The 26,148-nt window shown below is 64.8% G+C and carries 31 protein-coding genes, 1 pseudogene and 1 riboswitch; of the genes and pseudogenes, 14 read left to right on the top strand and 18 right to left on the bottom strand.

From position 1 onward, the window contains the following. Positions 1-62: 62 nt before the first annotated feature. The 3 genes from AC1DSD_RS19520 to AC1DSD_RS19510 are packed head-to-tail and all read right to left on the bottom strand — an operon-like array spanning position 63 to position 2,351. Positions 63-1,589: a tryptophan halogenase family protein gene (locus tag AC1DSD_RS19520; RefSeq protein WP_478032419.1), complete on the bottom strand. Its 1,527-nt coding sequence runs from the start codon at positions 1,587-1,589 to the stop codon at positions 63-65. An 18-nt stretch (positions 1,590-1,607) separates the two neighbouring features. Then, entirely contained in the window at positions 1,608-2,099 is a 492-nt protein-coding gene (locus AC1DSD_RS19515; protein ID WP_478032418.1) for a PIN domain-containing protein, read from the bottom strand. Further along, a complete protein-coding gene (locus tag AC1DSD_RS19510; RefSeq protein ID WP_478032417.1) occupies positions 2,100-2,351 on the bottom strand; it encodes a type II toxin-antitoxin system Phd/YefM family antitoxin in 252 nt (83 codons plus the stop codon). Between the two features lie 211 nt (positions 2,352-2,562). Here AC1DSD_RS19510 and AC1DSD_RS19505 point away from each other — a divergent pair, with 211 nt between their 5' ends. Continuing rightward, a complete protein-coding gene (locus AC1DSD_RS19505) occupies positions 2,563-3,957 on the top strand; it encodes a cation:proton antiporter (protein WP_478032416.1) in 1,395 nt (464 codons plus the stop codon). Between the two features lie 5 nt (positions 3,958-3,962). After that, a complete protein-coding gene (locus AC1DSD_RS19500) occupies positions 3,963-5,186 on the top strand; it encodes an alginate export family protein (RefSeq protein WP_478032415.1) in 1,224 nt (407 codons plus the stop codon). 161 nt (positions 5,187-5,347) lie between these two features. Here the strand turns inward: AC1DSD_RS19500 and AC1DSD_RS19495 are convergent, their stop codons facing one another. From AC1DSD_RS19495 to recQ, 5 genes are read right to left on the bottom strand one after another with little or no spacing between them, the layout of a single operon-like run. After that, the gene (locus AC1DSD_RS19495) at positions 5,348-6,937 is read right to left on the bottom strand and encodes a GMC family oxidoreductase (RefSeq protein WP_478032413.1); all 1,590 of its coding nucleotides are present in this window, start codon (positions 6,935-6,937) and stop codon (positions 5,348-5,350) included. Continuing rightward, positions 6,847-7,869, bottom strand: a complete 1,023-nt coding sequence (locus AC1DSD_RS19490) for a sterol desaturase family protein (protein ID WP_478032412.1) — start codon at positions 7,867-7,869, stop codon at positions 6,847-6,849. The genes AC1DSD_RS19495 and AC1DSD_RS19490 overlap by 91 nt, the downstream gene beginning before the upstream one ends. Before the next feature lie 22 nt (positions 7,870-7,891). Continuing rightward, positions 7,892-8,290: a hypothetical protein gene (locus AC1DSD_RS19485; RefSeq protein WP_478032411.1), complete on the bottom strand. Its 399-nt coding sequence runs from the start codon at positions 8,288-8,290 to the stop codon at positions 7,892-7,894. Then, a complete protein-coding gene (locus tag AC1DSD_RS19480) occupies positions 8,287-8,715 on the bottom strand; it encodes a protein tyrosine phosphatase family protein (RefSeq protein WP_478032545.1) in 429 nt (142 codons plus the stop codon). Before AC1DSD_RS19480 ends, AC1DSD_RS19485 begins: the two co-directional genes overlap by 4 nt. A gap of 35 nt (positions 8,716-8,750) precedes the next feature. Next, positions 8,751-10,541, bottom strand: coding sequence for a DNA helicase RecQ (gene recQ, locus AC1DSD_RS19475; RefSeq protein WP_478032409.1), 1,791 nt, complete (start codon positions 10,539-10,541; stop codon positions 8,751-8,753). Between the two features lie 472 nt (positions 10,542-11,013). Between recQ and AC1DSD_RS19470 the strand changes: the two genes are divergently transcribed. Together AC1DSD_RS19470 and ung are read left to right on the top strand one after the other, a co-directional pair. Further along, on the top strand, positions 11,014-11,301 hold the full coding sequence (locus tag AC1DSD_RS19470; protein WP_478032407.1) for a GNAT family N-acetyltransferase: 288 nt from the start codon (positions 11,014-11,016) through the stop codon (positions 11,299-11,301). 9 nt (positions 11,302-11,310) lie between these two features. Then, positions 11,311-12,000: pseudogene (gene ung, locus AC1DSD_RS19465) on the top strand (uracil-DNA glycosylase); the annotation flags it as partial. Positions 12,001-12,069: 69 nt separating this feature from the next. Here the strand turns inward: ung and AC1DSD_RS19460 are convergent. Beyond that, complete coding sequence (locus tag AC1DSD_RS19460) at positions 12,070-12,561, bottom strand: 2'-5' RNA ligase family protein (RefSeq protein WP_478032543.1); 492 nt, start codon at positions 12,559-12,561, stop codon at positions 12,070-12,072. Positions 12,562-12,670: 109 nt separating this feature from the next. Here AC1DSD_RS19460 and AC1DSD_RS19455 point away from each other — a divergent pair, with 109 nt between their 5' ends. Both AC1DSD_RS19455 and AC1DSD_RS19450 read left to right on the top strand, forming a co-directional pair. Beyond that, a complete protein-coding gene (locus AC1DSD_RS19455; RefSeq protein ID WP_478032406.1) occupies positions 12,671-13,099 on the top strand; it encodes a VOC family protein in 429 nt (142 codons plus the stop codon). A gap of 79 nt (positions 13,100-13,178) precedes the next feature. Further along, positions 13,179-13,493 carry a hypothetical protein gene (locus tag AC1DSD_RS19450; RefSeq protein ID WP_478032405.1) on the top strand — a complete coding sequence of 105 codons (315 nt, stop codon included), beginning with the start codon at positions 13,179-13,181 and terminating at the stop codon, positions 13,491-13,493. 154 nt (positions 13,494-13,647) lie between these two features. Here the strand turns inward: AC1DSD_RS19450 and AC1DSD_RS19445 are convergent, their stop codons facing one another. Continuing rightward, entirely contained in the window at positions 13,648-14,136 is a 489-nt protein-coding gene (locus AC1DSD_RS19445) for a hypothetical protein (RefSeq protein WP_478032404.1), read from the bottom strand. A gap of 162 nt (positions 14,137-14,298) precedes the next feature. On the opposite strand from AC1DSD_RS19445, the gene AC1DSD_RS19440 reads away from it, so the two are divergent. From AC1DSD_RS19440 to AC1DSD_RS19430, 3 genes are all read left to right on the top strand, one after another. Further along, positions 14,299-15,024, top strand: a complete 726-nt coding sequence (locus AC1DSD_RS19440) for a hypothetical protein (RefSeq protein ID WP_478032403.1) — start codon at positions 14,299-14,301, stop codon at positions 15,022-15,024. 29 nt (positions 15,025-15,053) lie between these two features. Further along, on the top strand, positions 15,054-15,464 hold the full coding sequence (locus AC1DSD_RS19435; protein ID WP_478032402.1) for a hypothetical protein: 411 nt from the start codon (positions 15,054-15,056) through the stop codon (positions 15,462-15,464). 394 nt (positions 15,465-15,858) lie between these two features. Continuing rightward, on the top strand, positions 15,859-16,431 hold the full coding sequence (locus AC1DSD_RS19430) for an outer membrane protein (protein ID WP_478032400.1): 573 nt from the start codon (positions 15,859-15,861) through the stop codon (positions 16,429-16,431). Positions 16,432-16,505: 74 nt separating this feature from the next. On the opposite strand, the gene AC1DSD_RS19425 is transcribed toward AC1DSD_RS19430, so the two are convergent. Together AC1DSD_RS19425 and AC1DSD_RS19420 are read right to left on the bottom strand one after the other, a co-directional pair. Next, entirely contained in the window at positions 16,506-16,919 is a 414-nt protein-coding gene (locus AC1DSD_RS19425; RefSeq protein ID WP_478032399.1) for a hypothetical protein, read from the bottom strand. Positions 16,920-17,107: 188 nt separating this feature from the next. Then, positions 17,108-17,533, bottom strand: coding sequence for a VOC family protein (locus tag AC1DSD_RS19420; RefSeq protein ID WP_478032398.1), 426 nt, complete (start codon positions 17,531-17,533; stop codon positions 17,108-17,110). Positions 17,534-17,595: 62 nt separating this feature from the next. On the opposite strand from AC1DSD_RS19420, the gene AC1DSD_RS19415 reads away from it, so the two are divergent. Both AC1DSD_RS19415 and AC1DSD_RS19410 read left to right on the top strand, forming a co-directional pair. After that, complete coding sequence (locus AC1DSD_RS19415) at positions 17,596-17,859, top strand: type II toxin-antitoxin system Phd/YefM family antitoxin (RefSeq protein ID WP_478032397.1); 264 nt, start codon at positions 17,596-17,598, stop codon at positions 17,857-17,859. Next, the gene (locus AC1DSD_RS19410; protein ID WP_478032396.1) at positions 17,856-18,122 is read left to right on the top strand and encodes a Txe/YoeB family addiction module toxin; all 267 of its coding nucleotides are present in this window, start codon (positions 17,856-17,858) and stop codon (positions 18,120-18,122) included. Before AC1DSD_RS19415 ends, AC1DSD_RS19410 begins: the two co-directional genes overlap by 4 nt. An 88-nt stretch (positions 18,123-18,210) precedes the next feature. Here AC1DSD_RS19410 and thiC read toward each other — a convergent pair whose 3' ends face one another. Then, positions 18,211-20,070: a phosphomethylpyrimidine synthase ThiC gene (gene thiC / locus AC1DSD_RS19405; protein ID WP_478032394.1), complete on the bottom strand. Its 1,860-nt coding sequence runs from the start codon at positions 20,068-20,070 to the stop codon at positions 18,211-18,213. Between the two features lie 40 nt (positions 20,071-20,110). Then, a riboswitch (TPP riboswitch) is annotated at positions 20,111-20,218 on the bottom strand. 281 nt (positions 20,219-20,499) lie between these two features. Between thiC and AC1DSD_RS19400 the strand changes: the two genes are divergently transcribed. After that, on the top strand, positions 20,500-20,862 hold the full coding sequence (locus tag AC1DSD_RS19400; RefSeq protein WP_478032393.1) for a response regulator: 363 nt from the start codon (positions 20,500-20,502) through the stop codon (positions 20,860-20,862). A 5-nt stretch (positions 20,863-20,867) separates the two neighbouring features. On the opposite strand, the gene AC1DSD_RS19395 is transcribed toward AC1DSD_RS19400, so the two are convergent. The 4 genes from AC1DSD_RS19395 to AC1DSD_RS19380 form a co-directional block, all read right to left on the bottom strand. After that, positions 20,868-21,617 carry a Crp/Fnr family transcriptional regulator gene (locus AC1DSD_RS19395; protein ID WP_478032391.1) on the bottom strand — a complete coding sequence of 250 codons (750 nt, stop codon included), beginning with the start codon at positions 21,615-21,617 and terminating at the stop codon, positions 20,868-20,870. Positions 21,618-21,774: 157 nt separating this feature from the next. After that, positions 21,775-22,635 carry a MipA/OmpV family protein gene (locus AC1DSD_RS19390; RefSeq protein WP_478032389.1) on the bottom strand — a complete coding sequence of 287 codons (861 nt, stop codon included), beginning with the start codon at positions 22,633-22,635 and terminating at the stop codon, positions 21,775-21,777. A gap of 73 nt (positions 22,636-22,708) precedes the next feature. Further along, entirely contained in the window at positions 22,709-23,047 is a 339-nt protein-coding gene (locus tag AC1DSD_RS19385) for a DUF2141 domain-containing protein (RefSeq protein ID WP_478032388.1), read from the bottom strand. Between the two features lie 16 nt (positions 23,048-23,063). Continuing rightward, positions 23,064-23,837, bottom strand: coding sequence for a sterol desaturase family protein (locus AC1DSD_RS19380; RefSeq protein WP_478032542.1), 774 nt, complete (start codon positions 23,835-23,837; stop codon positions 23,064-23,066). Positions 23,838-24,119: 282 nt separating this feature from the next. Here AC1DSD_RS19380 and AC1DSD_RS19375 point away from each other — a divergent pair, with 282 nt between their 5' ends. Next, positions 24,120-25,283: a hypothetical protein gene (locus AC1DSD_RS19375; protein ID WP_478032387.1), complete on the top strand. Its 1,164-nt coding sequence runs from the start codon at positions 24,120-24,122 to the stop codon at positions 25,281-25,283. Further along, positions 25,280-25,546, top strand: coding sequence for a hypothetical protein (locus AC1DSD_RS19370; RefSeq protein ID WP_478032386.1), 267 nt, complete (start codon positions 25,280-25,282; stop codon positions 25,544-25,546). The genes AC1DSD_RS19375 and AC1DSD_RS19370 overlap by 4 nt, the downstream gene beginning before the upstream one ends. 27 nt (positions 25,547-25,573) lie before the next feature. Here the strand turns inward: AC1DSD_RS19370 and AC1DSD_RS19365 are convergent, their stop codons facing one another. Next, positions 25,574-26,146, bottom strand: a complete 573-nt coding sequence (locus AC1DSD_RS19365) for a DUF2585 domain-containing protein (RefSeq protein ID WP_478032541.1) — start codon at positions 26,144-26,146, stop codon at positions 25,574-25,576. Positions 26,147-26,148 lie beyond the last annotated feature (2 nt).

Genomic DNA, 26,148 nt, shown 5'->3' with positions numbered 1-26,148 from the left:
AAGGCCGGCATGACGGGTAAGCCGAGTGTGATCAGCCCTGACCTCCCTTCCGAGGAGGGGAATCAGCTCTGATTGATCTGCCGGATCAGCTCGCGATGCGACGGCAGGTCGTCGACCGCCTGATCGCCGAAATGCCGGATGCGGGCGAACACGGTCGCCGCGCGGCGATTGTCCGGCATGCCGCCCCCGGGCGGATCGGTGCGAAAGCCCATGCCGTAGAGAATGTACTGATAGTTGAAATAGGCGAAGGTCTCGACGTCGAGCATGAAGTCGAACCGGCTGGGCGGGCGCGAGCGCCAGCGATCGAGCATCTCCTTGAGCGCGTCGGGGATCGAACTCGGGTCGGCATTGTCGCGCCAGAACGGCTCGTCGCGCCGGCTGAGGCAATAATGCAGCTTGAGGAAATTGACGATATTGTCGAACCGCGCGGTCATCAGCGCGTTGAAGCGATCCGCCGAGGCGTCGACCAGCCCACTTGGCGGGAGCAATTCGGCGATCATCGCCGCGGCGGCTTCGATCAATACGATCCCGGTCGATTCGAGCGGCTCGAGAAACCCCGCCGCCATCCCGACCGCGACGCAATTGCCGACCCATTGCCGGCGGCGATAGCCGGGGTCGAAGGTGATCAATCGCGCGTCGGCGGCAAGCTCGGGCTGGCCGATATAATTGCCCAGGATGTCGCGGGCACGCGCTTCGTCGACATGGTCGCTCGAATAGACTGAACCGACGCCGCGCAGGTCGCGCAGCCCGATATCCCAGATCCAGCCCGCCTCGTGCGCCGCCGCGATCGTATAGCTGGGGAGTGGCGCGTCGGGGTCGCCGCGCGGCACGCGGCAGGCAAGCGCACGGTCGGTGAACAGGTAGCGGCGCACCGAGACGAACGGCTCGTCGAGCGCCTTGCCGATCAGCTCGGCGCGCAGCCCGGTGCAATCGACGAACAGATCGGCGGTCAGCGTCCCCGAGCGTTCGAAGTCGAGACTTTCGATCGTCCCGCGCTCGCTCAGCTTCGCACCGAGCAAGCAATCCTCGACATGAGCCACGCCCAGGCTCCGTGCGCGATCGGCGAGCAGCCGCGCCAGCGCCGCCGCGTCGAAATGATAAGCGTAATTGAGCGGGGCGGCGAACCCATCCTCCTCGGCACGCTTCGGTCCGCGGCGCTCTTCGGCGACGCGGTGCTGGATCGTCACCGCCTCCGCGAAAGGCGGGCGGGTCGCCTCGTCCTCGGCCAGCCATAGCGACACCAGGCTGGCGTCGGGCGCATAAAGCGGCGCTTCGAACGGATGGAAATAATGATCGTGCGCGCCCGGCGCCGGGGTGCGCACCCAGTCGTCGAACCGCACGCCTTGCTTGAACGTCGCGCCGGTCGCGCGGATGAAATCGCGTTCGTCGATATCGAGGAATTGCAGCGTCGTGCGGATCGTCGGGAACGCGCCCTCACCGACGCCGACGATGCCGATATCGGGCGATTCGACCAAGGTGATCGACAGATCGGGGCGATTGGCGATGTCGAGGAACTTGGCAAGATAGGCAGCCGTCAGCCAGCCTGCGGTGCCGCCGCCGACGATCAGGATGCTGCGCTTTCCCTCCATATTCCTTCGCTACCGTCCTTAACTGCGCACGAACAGGCCCTTGATCCACGCCGGCGCCGCACGCGATGCCTGGCGCCAGTCGCCGTCCCCGGCATCGGCAACGTAGCGCGATGGGTCGAACGTCTTGACCCGCCCGGCCTTGAACGCGCGCGGCCGCAAGGTCGCCAGGGTCAAACCGTGCTCGAGCGCGGTGGCGGCAATCAACCCGTCGCGCTGATCGGCATAATCGAGCGCGGCGGCGCGGCGGACGATCGCCGCGTCGATCGCGAGCACGCGGCCGTCGAACGCGCGCGCCACCTGATCGTCGAGCCAAGTGCGCCACAAGGCGCCGGCCGCGCGATCCTTGCGCGCGGTGCGAGCGGCGATGCCCTCCAGTTCGTGGAGCGTGATCGCCGAGATGAACAGGCTCTGCGGCGCAACGCCGGATGCCCAGGCGCTTAGCGCGAGGTCGGCACGACCGCTGCGCGCGTCGCGCAACGCGACCACGACCGGTGTGTCGAGCAAGTGCATTCAGCGCTCACCATCGCGATGGCGCCAGGGATCGGCACGCAGCGGCATGTCGTCGGCCGGGGCGGGCGCATTGGGCGCCGCGAGCAGGTCGACGATCGTCTCGCTTTGCCCCGACAGCCGGCGGAACGCCTCCATGCTCATCAACACATGCGTCGGTCGCCCGCGATCGGTGACGAACACCGGCTCGAATCGCGCCAGCCGCTTCGCCTGGCTGACGTCCTGATTGAATTCGCGGCTGGAAACGACTCGCATTTTGGGTGCTCGCGCGGGTTGTTCGGGTGGTTGGTTATGTAGGTACGTTACTACGTTGTAGCACACTCGCAACACATTTCCCCTGGCGGTCGAAAAAGTGACGGCGCCGACCGACAAGAGCGCAAAAACCCCATTGCTAACGTTATCAATTGGCATTCCCTTGCCTGCGACACGACCTGCTCAGGGTCGGAATTGGGGATGGGGAAAGTGCATGCCGCAGCAAGGTATGATCGACAGTCTGATATCGACGGTGACGGGAATCCTGGCACCACATGGCCCCGCCGTGCAGGCGATCGCCAAGAGCTACACGCCGGGCGATTTCAGCGTGCATTTCTTCCTCCAGCTGGCGGTGATCCTGTTGGCCTGCCGCGTGGTCGGTTGGGCGGGACAAAAACTGCTCGGCCAGCCGCAAGTGGTGGGCGAGATGATCGCCGGCGTCATCCTCGGGCCGTCGCTGCTCGGGCTGCTGTTTCCCGACTTCCAGCTCGCTCTATTCCCCAAGGAAACGCGCAACGTCCTCTATGCCGGCGCGCAACTCGGTGTCGGGCTGTACATGTTCATGGTCGGGCTGACGCTCAACCTCGATCATTTCAAGGCGAAGGCGAAGAGCGCGGCCGGCGTTTCGGCAGCAGGAATCGTCGTGCCGTTCCTGCTCGCCGCGCTGATCACGCCGATGCTGCTGACCGTGCCGGGGCTGTTCGCGCCGGGGATCAGCAACGCTAATGCGACGTTGTTCATGGGTGCATGCATCGCCCTGACCGCCTTCCCGATGCTCGCGCGCATCATCAACGAGCGCGGCCTCGCCAATTCGTCGCTCGGCACCTTGTCGCTGACCGCGGGTGCGTTCGACGATGCTACCTCCTGGTGCGTGCTGGCGGTGGTGCTGGCGACGTTTGGCGCGGGACCCGGGGTCGCGGTGCTCGCGATCGGCGGGGCGATTCTCTACACCGCGTTCATGCTGCTTTATGGCCGGCGCCTGCTGTTGCCGCTGGCTCGCGCGGTCGAGGCGCGGGGCGAGATGAGCACCACCGTGCTGGCGATTACGATGATGCTGTTCTGCACCTCGGCCTTCGTGATGGACGCGATCGGCATCCACGCCATCTTTGGCGGCTTCCTGCTCGGCGTGTGCATGCCGCGCGGGCTGTTCGTCGAGGAATTGAAGCGCAAGGTCGAGCCGCTCGCGGTCGTCCTGCTGCTGCCGATGTTCTTCACCTATTCGGGGCTCAACACCCGGATGGACATGGTCAATTCGGTCGAGCTGGTACTGATCGCGCTCGGTATCCTGGCGGTGTCGGTGCTCGCCAAGTTCGGCGCCTGCTGGGCGGCGGCGCGGCTGTCGGGCGAGGACAATCGCACCGCGCTCGGCATCGGCGCGCTGATGAACTCGCGCGGACTGATGGAGCTGATCATCATCAATATCGGGCTGCAAAAGGGCATTATCGGCCCGACCCTGTTCTCGATGCTGGTGCTGATGGCGATCGTCACGACGATGATGGCCGGGCCGCTGTTCGAGATCGTCTACGGCCGCAAGGCGCGCGCCGATGGTGAGCTCGGCGCGCTGAACACGCCCGAGCGCGGGGCGCTCGCGATCGACGCGGCGGAGTAAGCGTCATGCATCGCTGCACCTTGCGGGCGCTCGCGCTCGCCGCCACCGGCTTGGCCGCGTCCGGTGCGCATGCCCAGGACATCACGCTCAAGCCGCTGATCGATGCGCGGCTGCGCTACGAACATGTCGACCAGGACGGCATCGCCGACAGCGCCGATGCGGTCACGCTCCGGATCCGGAGCGGTATCCAGGCGAGCACCGGGCCGTTCAGTGCGTTGGTCGAGGCGGAGGGCAATATTCCTTTCACCACCAGCTACAATGACGGGTTCAACGGCCGCCCGACGCCGCTCGTCGTCGATCCCGGCAATATCGAACTCAACCGCGCACAGCTTGCTTATGCGAGCAAAGGTTTCAAGCTGACCGCCGGGCGCCAGGTGCTCGACTTCGCCGATCAACGCTTCGTCGGCCCCGCCGCGTGGCGCCAGAACGAACAGACGTTCGACGCCGTGCGCCTGCAATATAGCGGGTTGGGCGGGTTGAAAGGCCTGACCGTCGATGCGGCTTACTCCTGGTCGGTGCGCACGGTGAACGGCATCCAGGGCACGCCCGCGCGGCCGCAATCAATCGGCGGCGACAATTACTTCGGGGTGCTGGGCTATGCCACGCCGATCGGCACGCTGTCGGGCTTCGCCTATCTGGTCGACCAGGATTCGGCGACGCTGTCGGGCTTCCGTCTGTCGAGCCAGACCTATGGCGTGCGCTTTGCCGGCAGCCGGCCGCTGTCGAAGACCATCAAGCTCGGCTACACCGCGAGCTATGCGCGGCAGAGCGATTACGCGCGCAATCCCAACCATTATGCCGCCAATTACTGGCTGGGCGAAGCGAGCCTGACCGGCAAGGTGCTGAGCGCGACCGCCGGCTACGAAGTGCTCGGCGCCGATAAGGGCGTAGCGCTGACCAGCGTGCAGACCCCGCTGGCGTCGTTCTTCAAGTTCCAGGGCTGGGACAGCAAGTTCACCGTCACGCCGCCCAACGGCCTGCGCGATGCCTATGCGACAGTTGGCGCCAATTGGAAGGGTCAGGGCTGGGTGTCGAGTTACGGGCTTGGCGCGACGTATCACCATTTCGACAGCGACCGGTTGTCGCTGCATTATGGCGATGAGCTGGATGTGATCGCCTCGGCCAAGGTCAAGCGCTACACGCTCGCCGCACGCTTCGCGCATTATCGCGCGGACGCCTTCGCGACCGATACCGACAAGGTGTTTCTGACGGTCGACTGGGTGTACTGAGTTTTCCTCCCCTCCCTGAAAGGGAGGGGATCAAGGGGTGGGTTTAGCGTCAGGCGAGGCTCGATGCCTCGCCTGACGCTGTTTGCCCGTGGACGAATGAGTCTTTTTGGGCGCGCAGACGCGCGCACCCACCCCCAACCCCTCCCTTTCAGGGAGGGGAGTCAGCCCGCCAAATCCGCCTTCACGAAGTCCGCGCAACGCTCCCCGATCATGATCGACGGCGCGTTGGTATTGCCACTGATCAGCTTGGGCATGATCGAGGCGTCGGCGACGTAGAGGCCGCCGACCCCGCGCACGCGCAGCTTGGGATCGCATACCGCATCGGCGTCCGAGCCCATCCGCACGGTGCCGACCGGATGATAGACGGTATCCGCACGCGCGCGGATCAGCCGCTCCAGCGCGTCATCGTCGCCGAAATCGATCGGATAGCGGTCCTTGCCGCGATGCCGGCTGAGCGGCGGGGCGTTGAGGATGCGGTACATCGTGCGCACCCCGGCCTTCATCACCGCCATGTCGCGCGGATCGCTCAGGAAGGCGGGATCGATCAGCGGCGCGGCGCGCGGATCGGGCGAGGCGAGGCGGACGGTGCCGTGGCTTTCCGGCCGGAGCACGCAGACATGGCACGAAAAGCCATGCGCCTTGACCTTGGTCCGCCCGTGATCCTCGAGCACCACCGGCACGAAATGGAGTTGCACGTCGGGCGCCGGCGCGTCGGGCATCACGGTCAGAAAGCCGCCTGCCTCGGCGAACGGCGTGGTCATCACGCCCGATCGGCTCTTGAACCAGCGGATCACGCCGCCCGCCATACTGAGCGTTCCGGCCAGCGAACTGCCGAGAAAGAACCGCCCCGGCACTTCATAGGCGGCAACGTAATCGACATGGTCCTGGAGGTTGCCGCCGACCGCGGGCCGGTCGACCGCGACGGTCAGGCCATGCGCGGCGAGATGCGCGGCGGGGCCGATTCCCGACAGCATCAGCAATTGCGGCGTGCCGAACACCCCACCCGCCAGCACCACCGCCTCGCGCGCGCGGATGACATGATGCTCGTTGCCGTGGGCATAAGCGACACCCCAGGCCTTGCCGTCCTCGAACAGCACGCGCTCGGCCAGTGCCTCGGTCACGACGTGAAAATTGGGCCGCGACAGAGCCGGATCGACATAAGCCCGGCTCGACGTCCAACGTTCGCCGTTCTTCTGCGTCACTTGATAGAGGCCGACGCCGTCCTGCCGCGCGCCGTTGAAATCCTCGTTGCGCGGAAGCTGCAGCATTGCCGCCGCCTCGACGAATTCGAGGCTGCCGGGATGCGGCCAATGCTGGTCGGACACGCTGAGCGGCCCATCGCCACCATGATAGTCGCTCGCCCCGCGCTCGTTGCCCTCCGACCGTTTGAACGCCGGCAGCACGTCGGCATAGGACCAGCCGTCACAGCCCATCGCCGCCCAATTGTCGTAATCCCAGGCGTTGCCGCGCAGATAGAGCATCGCATTGATCGCGCTCGACCCGCCCAGCCCCTTGCCGCGCGGCTGGTAGCCGCGGCGGCCGTTCAGCCCCGGTTGCGGCACGGTTTCCAGCCGCCAATTGGTCTTGTCGGTCTGGAAGGCCATGAAGCCGGGGACGCGCGTCCGTAGCCCGGTATTGCGCCCGCCCGCCTCGAGCAACGCTACGGTATGGCGACCGTCCTCGCTGAGCCGTCCGGCCGCCGCGGCGCCGCCCGATCCTCCCCCAACGACGACGATATCGGCTTCGTCCACTCAGCTTTCTCCCGCTCGCGCTCGCGTTGTTCCCAAAGAGCTTTGATAGTTTCCGATGTCTCGCGGCTGCCGTCGTGGCTCCAGCCCGGCGGCTTGGCGATGTAATTCCATTTGGCCCTGAACCCCGGCGCCGCCCACACGTCCCTGGCGATTCCGACCCATTCGTGAAACGCCGCCCAGATCAGGTTGAAGCTGCCCAGATTCTTGACGATGCCGTAACGCGGCGCCTCGTCGTCGCGCTCGGGCTCGAACGTGCCCAACCAGCGATCCCAGACGATGAACACGCCGGCATAATTCTTGTCGAGATAGCGCGGGTTGGTCGCATGGTGGACGCGGTGATGCGACGGCGTGTTCATCACCGCTTCGACCCAGCGCGGCATCCGCCTGATCACTTCGGTATGGATCCAGAATTGATAGATCAGATTCACCCCACCGACGAAGATCACCATCGCCGGCGGAAACACCAGGAATAAAGGCAGCCGGAAGATGAAGGCGATCGAGAGGAATCCCGTCCAGGTCTGTCGGAGCGCGGTCGACAGATTATAATGCTGCGAGCTGTGATGGATGACGTGACTTGCCCAGAACCAGCGCACGCGATGCGCCGAGCGGTGGAACAGATAATAAGCGAAATCGTCGATCACGAAGCACAAAGCGAACCAATACCAGGCCCAGGGATTGGGCAATGTCACGATGCGGAAATGGCCGTAGAGCCAGGTCGCCAGCGCGTAGATCAGGCCTGCGGTAATCGCGCCCGCAACGGTGCTGCCGGTGCCGAGCGCGAGGCTGGTCAGCGTGTCCTTCGGCTCGTAACGGCTTTTGTCCTTGGCCCAGGCGACCAGCATCTCGGCCAGTACCAGCAGCACGAAGCCGGGCACGGCGAGCGAGACGATGTCGGGCAAGTGCGGCGCGGTCATCAGCATCCTCTGGGGCATATTTACCCCTACCGCGGCTTGCTTACACGAGTGTCAGTGGCGCTTCCAGACCCCGAACCTGATCGGCGGTGATGCCGAACAACGTGACCGGCCCGAACAATTTCTCGCCGGTATCGACCGTCGCCCCCTCGACCGCTTCGCGCACGCGCAGCGGCGGGACCAGCCGGCGCACCGCGACCTTGGCGCCGTGGCGCTTGAGCACGGCGATCGTGCCCTGCCCCTGGACCAGCGCCGCGCTACCGTCGCCCGAGATCAGCGCACGGCCGCCTTCGAATCCCGCCAATGCCTCTTCGGCGAAGCGGCGCGCGTCTTCCTCCGTGGCGATCCGGCTCTCGCCCAGCTTGAGCCAGCGCGCAAACCCGGCCAGCGCCAGGATCGCGACGATCGACCCTGCGAGCTGGACGAGCTGGGCGTGGGTCATGCCTGCGCCTTCAACTGATCGAGCAGCGGCCGGAGACCGTCGAGATTGTAGCCCGCGCCCGCACCCTTCGCGATCAGCTCCTCCGGATCGGCGCCATTCCGGGCCTGGGCCAGGGCCCACAGGTTGCATGACCGCGTGCCCGACCGACAGAAAGCGAGCACCGGGCCGTCGGCGCCCGCCAGCACCTCGGCCATCGCCTCGATCTGCGGATAGCTGAAGCCGGCATGGGTGATCGGAATCGCCGTATAGGTCAGCCCCGCCGCCAGCGCGGCGTCGCGGATCGCATCGCCTTCGGGCTGGCCGGCTTCTTCCTCATCGGGGCGGTTGTTGACGATCGCGGTGAAGCCGGCCGCCTTGATCGCCGCCACGTCCTCGACCGCGATCTGCGGTGCTACCGAAATATTGTCGTCGACCTTGCGGATCATCGTCACTGGACCTCATCGTTGTTCGGGAAACAGACTCACGCGGCTTCCCGGATGACTTGCAGGAAGGCGTCACCATAAGCGTCGAGCTTGCGTTCGCCCACGCCCGAAATCGTGCCGAGCGCGGCGCGGCTGTCGGGTTTGAGCTCGGCCATCGCGCGCAGCACCGAATCGTGGAAGATGACATAAGGCGGGACGCTCGCGTCCCTGGCGAGCTCGCGGCGCTTCTCGCGCAGCGCCTCGAACAAGGGATCGCCCACCGGATTGGCGCCGCCCGCGGTCGAACCGCCACGGCGCCGCCGTTCGCGCTTGGGCGGCAGGACGAGTTCGACTTTCTCGCCGCCTTTGAGGATCGCCCGCGCGCCCGGCCCGAATTCGAGCCCGCCATGCGGATTGGTGCGCAGCGCATCGCGGACCTGGAGCGCGCGGCCGACCGGACGGAGCAAGGCGGCTTCCTCGCCATCGACGATGCCGAATACCGACAAAGCCTCGTGCCCGTTCATCAGGCTGCGCTCGCTCGACTGGCCGGTCAGGATCGCTTCGACATAGCCGCTGCCGAAACTCTGCCCGGTGCGGAACACCGCCGAGAGATATTTCTGCGCGACGGTGGTCGCGTCGACCGCGGCGGGCGGGGCGAGGCAATTGTCGCAATTGCCGCAGCGATCGGGCACGTCGCGCTCGTCGAAATGCCCGAGCAGCAGCTTGCGGCGGCATCCCGCGGTTTCGACCAAGGCGCCAAGCGCGTTGAGCCGGATGCGCTCGCCTGGTTGCCGTGCGCTTTCGACCTCGCCGATCCGCTGGCGCGCTTTGGCGAAATCCTCGGCGCCCCAGAACAGATGCGCGATCGCGGGGTCGCCGTCGCGCCCGGCGCGGCCGGTCTCCTGATAATAAGCCTCGATCGACTTGGGCAGCCCGGCATGCGCGACGAAGCGGACGTCGGGCTTGTCGATGCCCATGCCGAACGCCACCGTGGCGACAATCACCATGTCCTCCGACGCGACGAAATCGGCCTGGTTCTTCGCCCGCACGCGCGGTTCGAGCCCGGCGTGATAAGCGCGGGTCGGGCGCCCGGTCTTGGCCAAAGCCTCGGCCAGTTTCTCGGTGCCGGCGCGCGTCTGGGCGTAAACGATGCCGGGGCCTGGCGTTTCGGTGATCAGATCGGCGATCTGACGCGTGGTATTGTCGCGCGGGCTGATCGCATAGCGGATATTTGGCCGGTCGAACCCGGCGACGATCAGCCCGTCCTTGGGAATCCCGAGCTGCTCGAGGATGTCAGCGCGGGTATGCGCATCGGCGGTCGCGGTCAGCGCGAGCCGCGGGACACCGGGAAATTTGTCGAGCAGCGGGCGCAGCAGGCGATAATCGGGGCGGAAATCGTGCCCCCATTCGCTGACGCAATGCGCTTCGTCGATCGCGAACAAGGCGACGCGTCCGCGCTCGAGCAAATCGTGGAAATCGCTGCCCGAGGCGCGCTCTGGGGCGATGTAGAGCAGGTCGAGCTCGCCATCGAGGAAGCGTCCGCGCGTTTCCGCGCGATTCTCATCGACGCTGGTCAGGGTCGCGGCGCGGATGCCGACCGCTTCCGCCGCGCGCAACTGATCGTGCATCAACGCGATCAGCGGGCTGACGACAACGCAGGTGCCGTCGAGCATCACTGCCGGTAATTGGTAGCAAAGCGACTTGCCGGCCCCGGTCGGCATCACCGCGAGCGTATTCTCCCCCGCCAGCACACGCGACACTACCGATTCCTGCACGCCGCGAAACGCAGGGAAGCCAAAAGTCGAGTGGAGAACGCTAGCGGGATCGGTCACGGCGGCGGATGTAGCCATGCGCGGCTCAGACTTCCATCAAATCGCGGCCGATGACGAGCCGCCCGGCGAAATTCCGGCGCACCGCGGCGATAGGGGCCGGGAAACCGGCCGCTTTTTTCGTGGAGAGTCGTCGATTGGAATAAGCCTCTCGATCGGCAAGGCGGATGGATCCCTCTCCCGCTTGCGGGAGAGGGAGGGGCCCGCCGCCGAAGGCGGTGGGAGGGTGAGGGTCTTCCTTCTTCTATATTGGCACACGCTTGGAAGAAGAAAGAAGACCCTCACCCAACCTGTACCGGGTGAACAGCGCCCCGCGCTGTTCAGGTCATGCCGGGGGCATGACCGACCCGGTGCACCCGTGAACGGGAGAGGGCTTTAACGGCAACGGTTTGCAATCGATATGATGCGGCGAGCGCGGCAAGAACGGTGCGGCGGTTGGGTTGCATGGCGCGGTGCTACCGTTAAGCGGAATGGACAGCAGCGGAGAACAGGAATGGCCGAGAATATAGTCGTCGACAATCGCGCCGAGAACGAATTCGAGCTCGAGGTCGATGGCCATCGCGCGATCGCGGCATACCAGCTGGAAGGCGACACGATCACTTTCACGCATACCCTGGTGCCCAAGAAGCTCGAAGGGCGCGGGGTCGGATCGAAGCTGATCCGCGCGGCGCTCGATTCGGCGCGCGACCGCGGGCTCAAGGTCATCCCGATCTGCCCGTTCGTGAAGGCGTTCATCGAGCGCCATCCCGAATATCGGGCGCTGGTCGAACGCGCGGACTGAGGCCAAGCGATGAGCGAGCCCAAACTCCACCCGAGCTGGCTCGAACCGCTGCGCGGCGAGTTCGCCAGCGATTATATGGCGAGCCTGCGCGCCTTCCTGGTCGCCGAGAAAGCGGCGGGCAAGGCGATCTTTCCCAAGGGACCCGAATGGTTCCGTGCGCTCGATTTGACGCCGCTGGAGAATGTTCGCGTCGTCATCCTCGGGCAGGATCCCTATCACGGCCCCGGCCAGGCGCATGGCCTGTGCTTCTCGGTCAAGCCGGGGACGCGCACCCCGCCCAGCCTGGTCAACATCTACAAGGAAATGGAGGCCGATCTCGGCATTCCGCCCGCGCGGCACGGCTTTCTCGAACATTGGGCCGAGCAGGGCGTGCTGCTGTTGAACGCCGTGCTGACCGTGCAGATGGGAATGGCGGCGTCGCATCAGGGGCGCGGCTGGGAACGCTTTACCGACGCGGTGATCCGCTTGGTCAATGCGCGCGAAAAGCCGGTCGTGTTCATGCTGTGGGGCAGCCACGCGCAGAAGAAGGCGGCGTTCGTCGAGTCGGTCGAGCGCGGTGGGCGGCATTTGGTATTGCGCGCGCCGCACCCGTCGCCGCTGTCGGCGCATACCGGCTTCCTCGGCTGTCGCCATTTCTCCAAGGCCAATGCGTTTCTCGAGGCGCATGGCGAGAAACCGATCGATTGGGCAGGTTCGCCGGGGGCGAACCAAAGCCCCAACGCCCTCCCCGCAAGCGGGGAGGATTTACAGGCCGCACCCACGGCCCACTCACTGAAACAACGGCAATTCCGGCGACAGCATCCACCGCCCGATAATGTCATGCCGCGTTTCGCCGACATGGCTGTGGACCAGTACCAATTCCTCGACTTGCCACAGGATCGGATCGATCGCGCGCGAAAAGGCCGCGTCGTCGCGATAGCCGAGCGTCATGTGCGGATTGAACGTCCAGCCATCGCGCGGCTCCAGCCCGGCATCGGTCACCCGCTCGCGGATCGCGCGTTGCAGCAACGCGAGTCCGGTCGAGCGGCCATTGGGCCGGAGCGCCACCGACCGCGTCGTCCCGACCACGCGCCCCATCGACAGCAGGAACCCGGGCATGTCGATATCGTTACCCACCGCGATCAGCCGATCGACGAGCATTTCGGGCAGGCCGATATGGTCGTTGAAGATCTCCATCGTGACATGGAGATGCTCGCTGCGGACCGGGCGGCCGGGACAATGAAGCCGGCGCGCCGCCTCGATCGCGGGAATGGCGTGCATCGCCGGCTTGATGGCGAAGAACAGGCGGTGAAGCGTTTGCACGAGCATGACAGTCCTCCGAATCGGGTGTAATGTTCATGATATGTTCTTGGATCGAAGGAGTCGACTCATGACCGACGCGAATGCCAATCGCGGTGCCTTCCATCATATCGACCTGAGCGTCAGCGACGTCGCCGCGGCCCGGCGCGTCTATGCGCCAATGCTCGACTTTCTCGGCTATACGATGGTCAAGGACCGGCCAGACGGCTGCGAGTGGGATTTGAAGGGGCGCGAGCCGTTCGGCGCCTCGCTGGGCATTCGCGTCGCGACCAGCGGCGGATCGCACGACCGCTATGCGCCCGGGCTGCACCATCTCGCCTGGCGGGTCGAGAGCCGCGATGCGGTCGACGCCGCGCATGCCCTGCTGGTCGAACACGGCATCGCGGTGCTCGATCCGCCGGCGCATTATCCGGAATATTCGGGCGATTACTACGCCGTCTTCTTCGCCGATCCCGATGGGCTCAAGCTCGAGATCGTCCACGCGCCGGGCTGGATCTGACCGGTTCGGCCAGACCGAAGGGTGAGGCGCGGCGGTTCGTTGATCTCTCGCGGGGACGATACCCCAGAGGAGAAGTGACATGCGTACCAAGCTCTTTTGCGCCGCGCTGATCGGCCTGACCGCATTGACCGCCGCCGCCCCGGCCGAGGCACGGATCAACCAGCGCCAAAATCGCCAGCAACAGCGCATCGCCAATGGCGTCAATTCGGGCCAGCTCAACGCCCGCGAAACCTATCGGCTCGAGCGCCGCGAAGGCCATATCGCCCGCTACGAAGCACGCAGCCGCGCGGACGGCGGCGGGCTGAGCGGCCGCGAACGCTATCGCATCGAACGGATGCAGGACCGCACCAGCCGCGCCATCTATCGCCAGAAGCACGACGCGCAGGTCCGCTGAGCTAACTCTCTAAGCCCCTCCCCTTCAGGGGAGGGGATGGGGGTGGGGGACGTCTCACAGAGTGCACCGCCTGCGGCACTGCCCCACCCCAACCCCTCCCCTGAAGGGGAGGGGCTAGCTCGCCATCTTTAGAGCGCGGCAGTCGCTCTGGACGTCAGGCGGCGGGGCGCCGTAGCGTGCGCCACGCAAAATAGAGGATCACGACCGCGACCACGGCTTGCGTCGCCAGTACGGCGGGTTCGTTGCCGAGCGGCGCCAGCGCGTGCAGCGCCGGGACCTTCTGATAGCTCTGCACCACCAGCACGACCATGTTGAGCCATTGCGCGAACAGAGCGGTCATCAGGAACACGCGCCGCCATCCGCCCGCGAGCTTGCGCCCGTACAAAGCGTAGAGCGCGATCGCGAGGACGACCAGCGACACCACGCCGAAAATGAACGGCGGTCCGATCGGCTTGGGCGGAAACAGGAAACCGGTGACGCTGGTCAGGATGGTGAAGACCAGGAACAGGCCGTTGATCAGCGACAGCCAGCGCCCGCCGGTCAAGGCGGCGAAGAAGACCAGCCCGGCGACGATGCCGATCAGGCTGATGATGACGTGCAATTCGGTAAAGGCCGGAAGCGACAGGCCGAGGATCGTGTTCATCGCGTTTCCCCAATCGATGACGATTCCAGCAGCTTAACCCAGCGCGCCCGGTTCGACGAGTCGAATCGATATCGCAACGATTCAGCGCCCCCAGACGGGGCTTCAGCCTATGTTTACCCGTTTTGGATATCCCCCCGATGTTCGAACCAAGGGGGGCAAGAGATGACCCGATCCGTCCGTCCGCTCGCGGTGCTGGCCGTCGCGCTGGCCGCCGTCATGCCCGCGGCGCCCGCCATGGCCGAGCCCAATTTCCGCATGCCGACCAGTTCCAGGATCGACCTGGTCCGCGACCTGCCCAACGAAGATCCGTTCGAGCATGACGGCCAATATTACGATCTGGGCTATCTCTATTCGACCGAGCGAGTGAACGGCGCCGACGTGGCGCGGACCGGACAGGGCTTCGTGCTCTATCACGACGATCGCTATATCAAGCTCGACCCGGAAAAGCTGAGCGCGGTCACGTTCGCACTGGGCGAGGATCCGACCAAAGACTATGTCCCGCCCGTCGCCGCCAGCCGCGGCCGGGTGGCGAGCGACGACGATAGCGCGCCGGCCGCCGGACAGCCGCTGCCCGATCGTTCGCCGACGCGGCGCGGATCGGGCGGGCTTGGCTTCGTCGCCGCGATCGTCGTGGTCGGCTTCTTCGCGATGCTGCGCTTCATGCTGCGATCGGCGTTGCGCGCCGCGCTGTCGCCGCTGTTCCGCCGCCCGGCGCGCCGGACCTTCGCCGAGGCCGATCCGTTCGAATCGCGAGTCAGCGCGCGGCTCGCCGAGCTGGAAAGCAGCGGCGGCGCCGGTCCGGCCGCCTCGACCTCGCCACCGGCCTATCAGCCGCAACCCGCGATGACCGCCCCGGCGGCGCGCGGGTTCGGCCGCAAGGGCCTGTGATCAACCAACCAGCCGGGAAATTCTCACCGATGCGCCTCCACCCCTTCTGCCTGATCGCGATCGCCGCCGCACCGCTCGCCGCCTGCGGCAATCCCAATGCCGTGTCGGTCAAGGCCGAGATCGCCAGTATCGAGCGCAAATGCTCGTACCGATCGGTGGTCGGAGAGCGGAAGGGCCGCCCGATCACCGAACGCATGGGCGAGATGCTGCCCTGCGACACGACCGACGAGTTCGAGGCGCTACGCGGGAATCCGGGCGAGCGCCGCAAGAACATCGTCGGCAAGGGCATTCTGACCGTCAGCTTCACCTCGCCCAAGGACCAGTCGTTCCAGACCGCGGAGATTAAGATCGACGGCAATGACGACGAATTCTACGCGCATCGCGGCGACGCGATCCAAGTGTGGGTGGACAAGACCGATCCGAGCAAGGCCTGGCTCTGACCTGCGGGTCGGCCGGAGTTCGAGCCGGCGGCATCGACCGGCTTGCCGAACTGGAAAACGGCGGCATCGCGGCAGCGGTTCCTGCCCCGGCGCCGACGCCGGCCTATCAGCCGCAACCCGCCACGGCCGCTCCGGCGGCGCGTGGTTTCGGCCGCAAGGGGCTGTGAGCCTGTCCCGGCTCAGCCCGCCTGCCTGAATTCCCCGACGACGATCGCGCCGCGCGAACAATCGCGAACGGATTCGGAATTGAAACGATTCCAAAATCTTATCCATAATGGGTAGAAAAGCCTGCCCGACCACTGGACAGCGAAAGTGTCTTATCCTAGCGGCACGCCTCCGGCCCGCCGTCCTGGCGGAATGCCGGTTCAACAGCAGTAAGAATTTGGGGGCAATCATGAAGAAGTTTGTCGCGCTCGCCGCATTGATGGCGTGCGTCCCGGGGGTCGCTTATGGGCAGGACAAGCCCGCCGACGCCAAGCTTTCCGGCGTTCGTCTCGAGGCGCGCATCGGTTACGAAACGCCGACCGTCAGCGATGACAGCGGCGTCTACAAGATCGGCAGCGCAGTGTCGTACGGCGGCGAAATCGGTTTCGACCTTCGTGCCAAGAACGTCACGTTCGGTCCGTACGCGGTCTATGAGGCGTCGAGCGTGTCGCTGTGCGACGGTGGCGACTGCCTGAAGGAGAACGGCAATCTGGGCGTCGGCGGCCGCATCGGCTTCGTCGTGTCACCCAAGGTCGTGATCTACGCCAAGGCAGGCTATGCCCATATCAGCTTCAAGGCGAGCAGTGGCGGCGCTTCCGCCAACGCCAACAAGGACGGCGTGCAGGGCGCGCTGGGCGTCGACGTCAACGTCACCAGGAACGTCTATCTGATGGGCGAAGTTAACTACGCCGATTACGGTAGCTTTTACGGCATCAACCTGCAGCGCCGCCACGTCGCGGCGGGCGTCGGCGTCCGCTTCTAAGCGGCGGCCGATCGGCTGAAGAAAGGGCGTTCGGCGGGTCCGGGCGCCCTTTTTCGTCTCTGCCGAAATCGAATTCAGCCCGCCTGCTTGAACTCGCCGACGACGATCGCTCCGAGATCGCGATTGAAGCTCTCGGTCGTCGCGGTGCCGTTGCCGCGCATGGTGAAGGTGCCGGCGTCGACATAGCCGCCGCTCCCGGTCGGATCCGACAATATCTTGTAGGTCATCGGACCCGACGCGCTGGTCACGGTGATCGCCGATTTGCCTCCATTGTCGGTATAAGCGACCGAAATCGCGCCGGGATCGTCGATCGCGGCGGGAACCAGCAATTGGTGGTTCTTGCCGGGGCGGAGGACGAAACTCTTGGCCTCACCCGGGTTGAGCCCGATCGTCTCGACCCCGACCCCGTCGGGCGGTGGCGGCGACGTGTTGTCCTGCGCGATCGCCGCGGCAGGCAGCAGCGCGAGGGTGAGGAACAGCAGGCGCATGGCGTGTCTCCAGCCCCCGCTCGGGGGGAGAAACGCGTTGGGGGCGGAAGGGTTCAGTGGCGTGGGATTGGGCGCGACGGCGGCCCGACAATCCTAACCGTCACCCCGGGCTCGTCCCGGGGTCCACCGTCCCACATGCCCCAGGACTCGCGGCTCCGTGGATGCCGGCACAAGGCCGGCATGACGAACTAGAGGTCAGGCCGCGTCCGCGTGCCCCTCCGCAACTGCACCAGATCCCAACGATTGCCATAAAGGTCGAGGAACACCGCCACCTTGCCATAATCGTATATCGCCGGCGGACGCACCCATTCGACCCCGGCGGCGGTAAAGGCGGCATGATCGCGATCGAAATCGTCGGTCGCCAGGAACAGGAACACCCGCCCACCGGCCTGGTCGCCGATATACTTGGCCTGATGCTCGGTCGACGCCCGCGCGAGCAGGATGGTGGTAGCATTGACCGGCGCACCGGGCGGGCGGATCGTCACCCAGCGCTTATCCTGCTCGGGCTGGTAGCTGTCCTCGACCAGGGTGAAGCCGAGTTTGCCGACGTAGAAGGCGAGCGCTTCGTCATAGTCGCGAACGACGAGAGCGATATGGGCGAGGTGTGTCTGCATTCCGCCATTTCTAGCGGCGCGCGCTGGGTAGGGCCATTGCAAATTTGTACAAATTATCGTACATGATCGACATGCAAAGTCTGAGCATCTCCGAAACTCGCGCGAACCTGAAAGCGGTGCTGGACAAGGTCGTCGCCGACAAGGCGCCGATCGCGATCACCCGCCCGAAGGGCGAAGGCGTCGTCATGGTGTCCGAAAGCGAATGGGCGTCGATCGAAGAGACACTGTATTTGTTGCAGTCGCCGGCCAACGCCAAACGCTTGCTCGACAGCGTGGCCGAGCTCGACGCCGGCAAGGGTAAAGAGCGCCAACTGATCGAGCCATGAAGCTCGTCTTCTCGTCGCGAGCCTGGGAAGATTATCTTTCGTGGCAAGGCGACGATCGCCGCGGCTTCGATCGCGTCAACGCGCTGATCAAGGAATGCCTGCGCGATCCGTTCCGGGGAACCGGCAAGCCCGAACCGCTCAGCGGCAATCTGTCAGGCTGGTGGTCGCGCCGGATCAACCGCGAGCATCGGCTGGTCTATCGGGTGAGCGGCAAGGACGAGGCGCAATCGCTCGAGATCGCGCAATGCCGGTATCATTATTGAGCAATGCGACCCCGCGGACCGGAGCGTCACCGGTTTAACGAACGAGCGAACGGGCGACGGGTAAAGTCATCGCCCGTTCGTCACTTCATCAATCGTGCTCCCGCCCCCCAGCACCCATGTACAACTCCCGCCCGGTCTCGTTGTACAGCTCGCTCATCTTCGCCATCCCGGCTTCCGCTTCCTCAGCAGCGATGAACGTCTCCGGCGCCGAGTTCTGCTTGGCCGCGAAGTCGCGCACTTCCTGGGTGATCTTCATCGAGCAGAATTTGGGTCCGCACATCGAACAGAAATGCGCGGTCTTGGCGCCTTCCGCGGGCAGGGTCTGGTCGTGGTACTGCTCCGCCGTGTCGGGATCGAGCGACAGGTTGAACTGGTCGCGCCAGCGGAATTCGAAGCGGGCGCGGCTGAGCGCGTCGTCGCGCATCTTGGCCGCCGGGTGGCCCTTGGCGAGATCGGCGGCGTGCGCGGCGAGCTTGTAGGTCACCACGCCGACCTTGACGTCATCGCGGTCGGGCAGGCCGAGATGCTCCTTGGGCGTGACGTAGCAAAGCATCGCGGTGCCGTACCAGCCGATCATCGCGGCGCCGATGCCGCTGGTGATATGGTCGTAGCCCGGCGCGATGTCGGTGGTCAGCGGCCCGAGCGTGTAGAACGGCGCCTCGCCGCACGCCTCCAGCTGCTTGTCCATATTCTCCTTGATCTTGTGCATCGGCACGTGGCCGGGGCCCTCGATCATCACCTGGACGTCCTGCGCCCAGGCGCGCTTGGTCAGCTCGCCCAGCGTGTAGAGCTCGGCGAATTGCGCTTCGTCATTGGCGTCGGCGATCGATCCCGGGCGCAGGCCATCGCCCAGTGAATAGGCGATGTCATACGCCTTCATGATCTCGGTGATCTCGTCGAACCGCTCGTAGAGGAAGCTCTCCTTGTGGTGCGACAGGCACCATTTCGCCATGATCGAGCCGCCGCGGCTGACGATGCCGGTGACGCGCTTGGCGGTCAGCGGCACGTACGGCAGGCGGACGCCGGCATGGATGGTGAAATAGTCGACGCCCTGTTCGGCTTGTTCGATCAGGGTGTCGCGGAAGATTTCCCAGGTCAGGTCCTCGGCAATGCCGCCGACCTTTTCCAGCGCCTGATAGATCGGCACGGTGCCGATCGGCACCGGCGAGTTGCGGATGATCCATTCGCGGGTGTCGTGGATGTTGCGGCCGGTCGACAGGTCCATCACCGTGTCGGCGCCCCAGCGGATCGACCAGACCATCTTGTCGACTTCGGCGGCGACGTTGGAGGCGACCGCCGAATTGCCGATATTGGCGTTGATCTTGACCAGGAAATTGCGCCCGATCGCCATCGGCTCGGATTCGGGGTGGTTGATATTGTTGGGAATGATCGCGCGGCCGCGCGCGATTTCGTCGCGGACGAACTCCGGCGTGACGTAATCGGGGATCGCGGCGCCCCAATCCTGGCCGTCGCGGACATATTCCGCCAGGCGGGCGCGGCCGAGATTCTCGCGCTCGGCGACATATTCCATTTCGGGGGTGATGATGCCCCGGCGGGCATAATGCATCTGGCTGACATTCATCCCCGGCTTGGCGCGCAAGGGTCGCTTGACCACATTGGGGAAGGGATCGACGCCGCCCGAACGGTCGGGGCCGAGCTGGCCATTATCCTCGGGTTTGAGGTGGCGCGCGTCATAGCTTTCGACGTCGCCGCGCGCCTCGATCCATTCGCGGCGCAGATTGGGCAGGCCGGCCTGGATGTCGATCCGGGCGTTCGGATCGGTATAGGGGCCCGACGTGTCGTAGACGCGCAAGGGGGGCTCGTCGCAGCTCGGGTCGAGATCGATCTCGCGCATCGCGACCTTGAGCGGACCGACATGGATCTTGCGGCTGCCCCGGATCGGGCCAGTGGTCACACCGATTTCGGTACGCGCGGGGATGTCGGCCATTCGTCTTCACTCCAAATACCGGAGCGAGGACACGGATTTCGGATGAAAACCGCCCACTCCCTCCGCCGGTCTCAACCGGATCAGGTTCGACGGGTCGAGGGCTCCTGCCCTCCTCTCAAGCGCGGATCGGCGCTCCCCCGGGGATGCCGTGCACGCTAGGCGCTTGAGCGCGCGAAGGAAAGCCACTTGTTTCGATCGGCGGCGCTCGCGCAGCCCGAAGACGATGGACGACCGCGCATCGGACGGTCACCCCTAGCGCGATCCGCGAACCCTGATCTTGCTTCCAACATATCCACAAGCCGCAAAGTACAACTTAATCCAGGATATGAATCGAAACCAATCGAGATTAGGATTGTTGTTGGCGGATCGGGTCGTTTTTGCGAGCATCCCCGACTGAGAGACTTGGCGCTCCCGCTCCTGGGAGATATCATGCTCGACGGCCTGCCTATCCTGATCGTCGAGGATCAGCCGCTGATTGCGCTCGAGCTATGCGAAATCGTCGAGAATTTCGATGGCCGCGTGGTGGGACCGATCGCGAGCGTGGCGGAGGCGTTGGTCCGTGTCGATCAGGAGCATATCGCCGGCGCGATCCTCGACGCCAATCTGCGCGATCGCGATGTCACCCCGCTGGCGCTCCGCCTGATCGAGCGCGGCACGCCGGTCGTCATCTATACCGGTACGGGATTGCCCGACGAGCTCGCGCGAACCCATCCCGAGCTTCCCATGATCCTGAAACCGGCACGCGCGATCACCGTGCTGGCCGTCCTGGTCGATCGCATCAGGGGCGAATAAGCCATCTATATCGCGGCCGGGTGCACCTGATCGAGATGGAGATAGGCCGGGTTGAAATCGCCGGCCTCGACCAGGCCATCCCAATCGCGCACCTCGATCCAGCGGCGCGAGCGATGGATCAGGCCGTCGGCCTGCAGCCCCTTCAGCACGCGATTGACATGTACCGAGGTCAAGCTGACCGCGTCCGAGATCCATTCCTGGCTCATCGGGATCATGAATCCGTCGGGCGTGCCGAGCTTGGCGGCCTTCAGCCGCATCGCGAATTCGCAGATCAGGTGCGCGATGCGGGCCCGCGCGTCGCGCCGGCCGATATTGGCGATCCATTCGCGGAAGATCGATCCCTCGACAAGCGTTTCGTACCACATCGCCATGCCCACCGACGGATGATCGAACGCGATCTTGCGGATCGCATCGACCGGGATCAGCGCGACGTCGCAATCGGTCAGCGTCTCGACATTGTGATCGGCGCGGCCGAGCAGCGAATTCTGCAGGTCGACCAGGTCGCCATCCATGTGCAGCGAGAAGATCTGTTTCTTGCCTTCGCGCACAATCTTGTGGCGATAAGCGAAGCCGTGGATCAACAGGCAGCTATGCTGCGGCCGGTCGCCGTCCCACACGACATAATGTCCGGCCTTGAGGCGTCGAAAGGTGACCGGGAGCGCGCGCAGCGCCGCTTCGTCCGCGTTGCTCAGCGGCGCCCAGAATTTCAGCTTGTCGATCAAGGGTTGGAGCGTCAGGCGCTCTAGGCTGGTCAAAATGGTGTGCTCCCTCAGGCGGGAGCGCTCGCAAAGTCTCTCAGCCACCGATATGCGTCTAGACGGTCGGTGATGAAGCATCCTTAGCCTAGTTTGGCATCTTGTCCTAATCCTGAATGCGAAGGCATCTTAACATAGGTGCCAATCGTCCGCCGGATCAGAACGTATAGGCCACGCCCGCACCGCCCATCCATTGGTCGCGGCTGCCGGCGATCGAGACGATCGGGGAGTCGGCGAAGTCGTTGAGCATGCGCTTGTAGCTGCCGCCCGCGAGCAGCTTGAACCCATGGAGCAGGTCGCCGGTCAGCGACACGGTGACGAAGCCGCCCGCGGTCCAGCTCTTCCACCCGGCGCGGGTGTTGAACTGGGGCAGGCCGCTGGCAAAACTGCCCGCCGCGTCGACGTCGAAATAGGCACGGCCATATTTGCGGTCGGCATGCTCGGCCGAGGCGAACAGGCCGACCGCGGCCTTGCGGCTGACCGGGGTCATGTAATTGATCGTCGGCGACCAGATCGCGCCGCGCTGGGCGCCGGTGACGCCCTTGCGATAGCTGAGCGACACCGACAATTGGTCGTACTGGCTGGTGATCACCCCGGTCTTGCCGATGCCGACAAAGCCGCCGACCTCGAGCGAACGGTCGCGCTTGCCGAGCGCGCGGACGCGGGGGTCGTCGATATACGACAGCGCCGAGCGGTTGAGGTCGAGCACCGCGATCGGGCCCGCCTGAATATCCCAATTGGGCCCGGGCTTGTTGGGGATGAGGTCGATCGAGGCGCGATTGCCGATCAGCTGGAAATTGAACCCCGAGACCGATCCGATCACCACCGGCGCGACGGAAAAGCCGGAATGATCGGCGCCTTCATAATCGGGCGTGTAGACCGCGCCGGCGCCGATCGTGACATTGTCCCTACCGGTATCGAGCTGTTCCGGCGCGGTGGGGGCCGGCGGCGCTCCAGTGTCCTGCGCGAAAGCGGGCGCGGCGAGCAACAAGGCGGGGGCAAGCAGCAAAAGACGCACAGGCAGGCTCCGATCAGGATGACGTTTGGGTAAAGCAACGCCACCCAGGCGTTTTGTGTCCATGCCCCAGATACTAAAGCATATAGCGCATCGTCACCTGTTGCGTTTCGGCAACGCCGCCCAGCGCGAATTCGGCGGCGGCGAAGCGCGGCGGGCCAAAGCCAATTGGCGGGTTGCGGCTAAACCCGAATCCTTCGCGCGGAATGCCCAGCAGCGTATCGAGCTTCGCGTTCGAATTCTCGTCATGGATCAGCGCGGCGGCGTAGTTGCCCGGCGGCAGATCGTCGAACCGGATGATGTGCTGACTGGCCGGGACCGATCGCGTGACGGCGTGCTTGTCATCGACGCAGCCGGGAAAGTTCCTGGGCTCGGCTGTCAGGCAGATTCGGATCAGCCCGCGCGCCGAGCGCATCCCGGCGACATCGATCTCAAGGCTCCCGACCGGGGCGGCCGGACTGGCGGCCGGCGCCGTCGCCGGGAGCAGCGCGCCCAGCACCAGCAGGGCGCCGGCCTTCGCCGCGCGCGAACCCGCCGACCCCGCGGTCGGTGCCGCAGAGGCGATCCCAGAAGCGGAAATAAAGGCCATAATTGCACCTATACTCGGCGTGATGCCGTTGATGATGGCTGGCGGTGATCAGCCATGCCCCCAATGGTCCCCGCCACATGAAGCGCGGGAAGATTTCCCAGCCCATATGGTTGGTCACCCCCATAAGCGTCATGATTCCAAGCACGAAGGCCAAAGCGCCGATATGGATCGGAATCGCGAAGACGAGGGCAGGAAGGACGATCGCCCCGGTTAGTGCCTCGATCGGGTGGAACGCCATCGCCGCCCAGGCGGTCGGCGGCCGGCTGGCATGGTGGACGGCATGCGCCAGCCGGAACGGCGCCGGCCGGTGCATCCAGCGATGCGTCCAATAGAACCAGGTGTCGTGCGCCACGAGGTAGAGCAGCACCGACAGCGGCAGATACCAGAGCGGGAAGGCGTGGAGATCGCCATAGATCCGCGTCCATCCGCGGTTCTGCCACCCCCAGGCAACCACGCCCGCGGGAATGCCATAGATCGCCGCCGAGGCGAGGCTCCAGGCGATCTCGCACCGGATCTGCCTGCCGAGCCCGGCATAGAGTCCCGGCCGCACCGCACGTGTCGCTAGCGCGAAAGCGCCACTGCTGATCAGATAGCGGACGCCGACGATCAGCGTCATCGCAAGCGCGGAGAGGAGGATGGCGAGCGCGGAGGTCACGGCGCTGATCTAGGCCTTTGTCGCGCGGGCGTGAAGTTCGCCCCGCACGCCCCATCGCATGATACCAATAAAACCCCGCGCAGGATGAATTACTTGGACGGAAATTATCGTCCCATTTTCAGATGTTAATTTAACGAGTTCAATCTGGATTAAAATTGAATCGCCATAGAATGCCCTTAGCATTACTAAAGTTGCAGTTCTTTTGGTCGACTTGCTCCACCGCTATCTTCAGGAACGATAGTTATGCGAAGCATTATCCTTTTGTCCGCTGCAACCCTCGTTTCGGCATCGGCGACGCTTCGCGCGGAGCCCCCTACGCTGCCGCAAGCTCAGTCGGCGCAGCCTTGGGTGGAGCCACAGGACAGCGCCATGGCGATCTCCGATCCGGACCAATATGCCTGGAGGCTATTCGTCGCCCTGAATTGGCCGGCAAGCGCCGCGCCAGGGATAGCCGACTCGGCCAAACCGCTCGGCAGCACAGGCGACACGGTCTGGGAAAGCTGGAAGAACGCCAACGAAGTCTTTCTCGTCGACGGCGCCGACCCCGGTCCGTGGAGCGGGGGTACCAAGCCGGCGATCAGGAGTTTCCGCGAATTTGATACACGAGCGCGACAGCTACAACTCCGCGACGCCATGCTTGGTAAGCAGAAGCTGTTCTTCGATCCGCAAACGTCGCCGCAGGGAGGGAATGAGACGCGCATGAACCGCGCGGCATATGAGTTCATCACCACCAACGATCTCTTCAACCTCGACGGCCAGCGAGCACTCGCCAAAAGAGGCGACCTGACCATCACCTTCCCACCGGCCGCCAAGGAGATCAAAGCACAATGGCGGGCAATCACGGCCGCCGACAAGCCGCGCTATCATTGGACCGAGGTGCGCAACAGCGACGGCACCACCTCGATCTTTGGTCTGACCGCATTGCACGTCATTTCGAAGGATCTGCCCAATTGGTTTTGGGCGACATTCGAACATGTCGACAATCCCACCCTGCCCAACAACGCGAAATGGGAATTGCCATCCAACGATACCTTCGGTTGCAAGGGACAAAAGCCCGATTGCAACAGGGTGCCCGCCGGAATGGGCCTCGAGGGAACTGCGTGGGCGAATTATCGCTTGCGCGGTACGCAAGTCGACTTTGCGACCTCTCGAGGAGGGGCCACATTGCTCGCGAATTCACAGCCCGAGGGGCCGTTTCAAAAAACGTCATCATGCATCACCTGCCATTCACGGGCGACGGTTGCGGCTACGGGAAGGGCGCTCGACATCTTCAAGCCGAATGGCGACGGCTATGTCGGACCGGTCGATCCCACTTGGTTCAAACAGCCCAATGGATCGTCGAAATACGTCCAGTTCGACTTCGTCTGGTCGTTGACTCGCGCGCAACCGAAGGCGATGAAGAAATGACCCTTTCTTATACTGCGGATATCAAGCCGCTGTTCACGCCGAACGACATCAATTGCATGAACGGACACGGCGTGTTCCTCGGCAATGTCGGCTATATGACCGATCCCGATGGGGATGATGGTTATGCCGACCACGCCAATGCTCGGTCGGTGCACGATCATCTGACCGGTGTCGCCCCGCCGCGCATGCCGCCGGGCCAGCCGTGGAGCGCCGATCGCATCGCACAGTACAAGCAATGGATGGATGACGGCTTCGCACCCTAGTCAAGCGCCGCGACGGCCAGGACGTTGCTACCCGCCCGCCTGCCACGTCCGGACCGCGTCGATCGGCCAGGCGAGCATCAGTACGTTGAGCGTCAAATTGTCGCGGATCACCGCCAGGGCGAGCAGCTCGAAGAAGATCGCCAGCGCGACCGTCGCCCATGGCGGCAACCGCCGCGCGATCGCGAAGCCGAGCATCATCATGACGATGTCGCTCATCGAATTGAGGATAGAATCCCCCGAATAGCCCACGGCGATGGTCGCCGCGCGATAGCGGTCGATGATGATCGGCGAATTTTCGAGCAATTCCCAACCGCCCTCGATCAGCACCGCGAGCGGCAGCGCCCAGAGGCGCAGCCGTCCGGGCAGGATCGACCAGAGCAACCCGTAGAACAGGAAGCCGTGGATGATGTGGCTGAGCGAATACCAGTCGCTGAGTTGCTGGCTGTTCTCCGGACTGTTGGGATCGCCGGCCCATAGAGCGATATGGCCGCACGGACAGAGTGGCGGGCGGCCCCAGGCGATTTCGATCGCGGCGAACAGGACGATGGCGCCGATCGCCGCGACCAAGGCGCGGYGATCGACGGTAAGGGGATGGCGGATCA

The sequence above is a fragment of the Sphingomonas sp. P4_D12 genome (genome assembly GCF_056401895.1).
Note: the sequence above shows the minus strand (reverse complement) of the source record. Positions and strands in the feature narration are given on the sequence as shown.

What these genes read in the sequence shown, in the direction of transcription:
- AC1DSD_RS19520 (WP_478032419.1), bottom strand. Translation starts at nt 1,589, where the DNA reads ATGGAGGGAAAGCGCAGCATCCTGATCGTCGGCGGCGGCACCGCAGGC.
- AC1DSD_RS19515 (WP_478032418.1), bottom strand. Translation starts at nt 2,099, where the DNA reads ATGCACTTGCTCGACACACCGGTCGTGGTCGCGTTGCGCGACGCGCGC.
- AC1DSD_RS19510 (WP_478032417.1), bottom strand. Translation starts at nt 2,351, where the DNA reads ATGCGAGTCGTTTCCAGCCGCGAATTCAATCAGGACGTCAGCCAGGCG.
- AC1DSD_RS19505 (WP_478032416.1), top strand. Translation starts at nt 2,563, where the DNA reads ATGCCGCAGCAAGGTATGATCGACAGTCTGATATCGACGGTGACGGGA.
- AC1DSD_RS19500 (WP_478032415.1), top strand. Translation starts at nt 3,963, where the DNA reads ATGCATCGCTGCACCTTGCGGGCGCTCGCGCTCGCCGCCACCGGCTTG.
- AC1DSD_RS19490 (WP_478032412.1), bottom strand. Translation starts at nt 7,869, where the DNA reads ATGCCCCAGAGGATGCTGATGACCGCGCCGCACTTGCCCGACATCGTC.
- AC1DSD_RS19485 (WP_478032411.1), bottom strand. Translation starts at nt 8,290, where the DNA reads ATGACCCACGCCCAGCTCGTCCAGCTCGCAGGGTCGATCGTCGCGATC.
- AC1DSD_RS19480 (WP_478032545.1), bottom strand. Translation starts at nt 8,715, where the DNA reads ATGATCCGCAAGGTCGACGACAATATTTCGGTAGCACCGCAGATCGCG.
- recQ (WP_478032409.1), bottom strand. Translation starts at nt 10,541, where the DNA reads ATGGCTACATCCGCCGCCGTGACCGATCCCGCTAGCGTTCTCCACTCG.
- AC1DSD_RS19470 (WP_478032407.1), top strand. Translation starts at nt 11,014, where the DNA reads ATGGCCGAGAATATAGTCGTCGACAATCGCGCCGAGAACGAATTCGAG.
- AC1DSD_RS19460 (WP_478032543.1), bottom strand. Translation starts at nt 12,561, where the DNA reads ATGCACGCCATTCCCGCGATCGAGGCGGCGCGCCGGCTTCATTGTCCC.
- AC1DSD_RS19455 (WP_478032406.1), top strand. Translation starts at nt 12,671, where the DNA reads ATGACCGACGCGAATGCCAATCGCGGTGCCTTCCATCATATCGACCTG.
- AC1DSD_RS19450 (WP_478032405.1), top strand. Translation starts at nt 13,179, where the DNA reads ATGCGTACCAAGCTCTTTTGCGCCGCGCTGATCGGCCTGACCGCATTG.
- AC1DSD_RS19445 (WP_478032404.1), bottom strand. Translation starts at nt 14,136, where the DNA reads ATGAACACGATCCTCGGCCTGTCGCTTCCGGCCTTTACCGAATTGCAC.
- AC1DSD_RS19440 (WP_478032403.1), top strand. Translation starts at nt 14,299, where the DNA reads ATGACCCGATCCGTCCGTCCGCTCGCGGTGCTGGCCGTCGCGCTGGCC.
- AC1DSD_RS19435 (WP_478032402.1), top strand. Translation starts at nt 15,054, where the DNA reads ATGCGCCTCCACCCCTTCTGCCTGATCGCGATCGCCGCCGCACCGCTC.
- AC1DSD_RS19430 (WP_478032400.1), top strand. Translation starts at nt 15,859, where the DNA reads ATGAAGAAGTTTGTCGCGCTCGCCGCATTGATGGCGTGCGTCCCGGGG.
- AC1DSD_RS19425 (WP_478032399.1), bottom strand. Translation starts at nt 16,919, where the DNA reads ATGCGCCTGCTGTTCCTCACCCTCGCGCTGCTGCCTGCCGCGGCGATC.
- AC1DSD_RS19420 (WP_478032398.1), bottom strand. Translation starts at nt 17,533, where the DNA reads ATGCAGACACACCTCGCCCATATCGCTCTCGTCGTTCGCGACTATGAC.
- AC1DSD_RS19415 (WP_478032397.1), top strand. Translation starts at nt 17,596, where the DNA reads ATGATCGACATGCAAAGTCTGAGCATCTCCGAAACTCGCGCGAACCTG.
- AC1DSD_RS19410 (WP_478032396.1), top strand. Translation starts at nt 17,856, where the DNA reads ATGAAGCTCGTCTTCTCGTCGCGAGCCTGGGAAGATTATCTTTCGTGG.
- thiC (WP_478032394.1), bottom strand. Translation starts at nt 20,070, where the DNA reads ATGGCCGACATCCCCGCGCGTACCGAAATCGGTGTGACCACTGGCCCG.
- AC1DSD_RS19400 (WP_478032393.1), top strand. Translation starts at nt 20,500, where the DNA reads ATGCTCGACGGCCTGCCTATCCTGATCGTCGAGGATCAGCCGCTGATT.
- AC1DSD_RS19385 (WP_478032388.1), bottom strand. Translation starts at nt 23,047, where the DNA reads ATGCGCTCGGCGCGCGGGCTGATCCGAATCTGCCTGACAGCCGAGCCC.
- AC1DSD_RS19380 (WP_478032542.1), bottom strand. Translation starts at nt 23,837, where the DNA reads ATGACGCTGATCGTCGGCGTCCGCTATCTGATCAGCAGTGGCGCTTTC.
- AC1DSD_RS19375 (WP_478032387.1), top strand. Translation starts at nt 24,120, where the DNA reads ATGCGAAGCATTATCCTTTTGTCCGCTGCAACCCTCGTTTCGGCATCG.
- AC1DSD_RS19370 (WP_478032386.1), top strand. Translation starts at nt 25,280, where the DNA reads ATGACCCTTTCTTATACTGCGGATATCAAGCCGCTGTTCACGCCGAAC.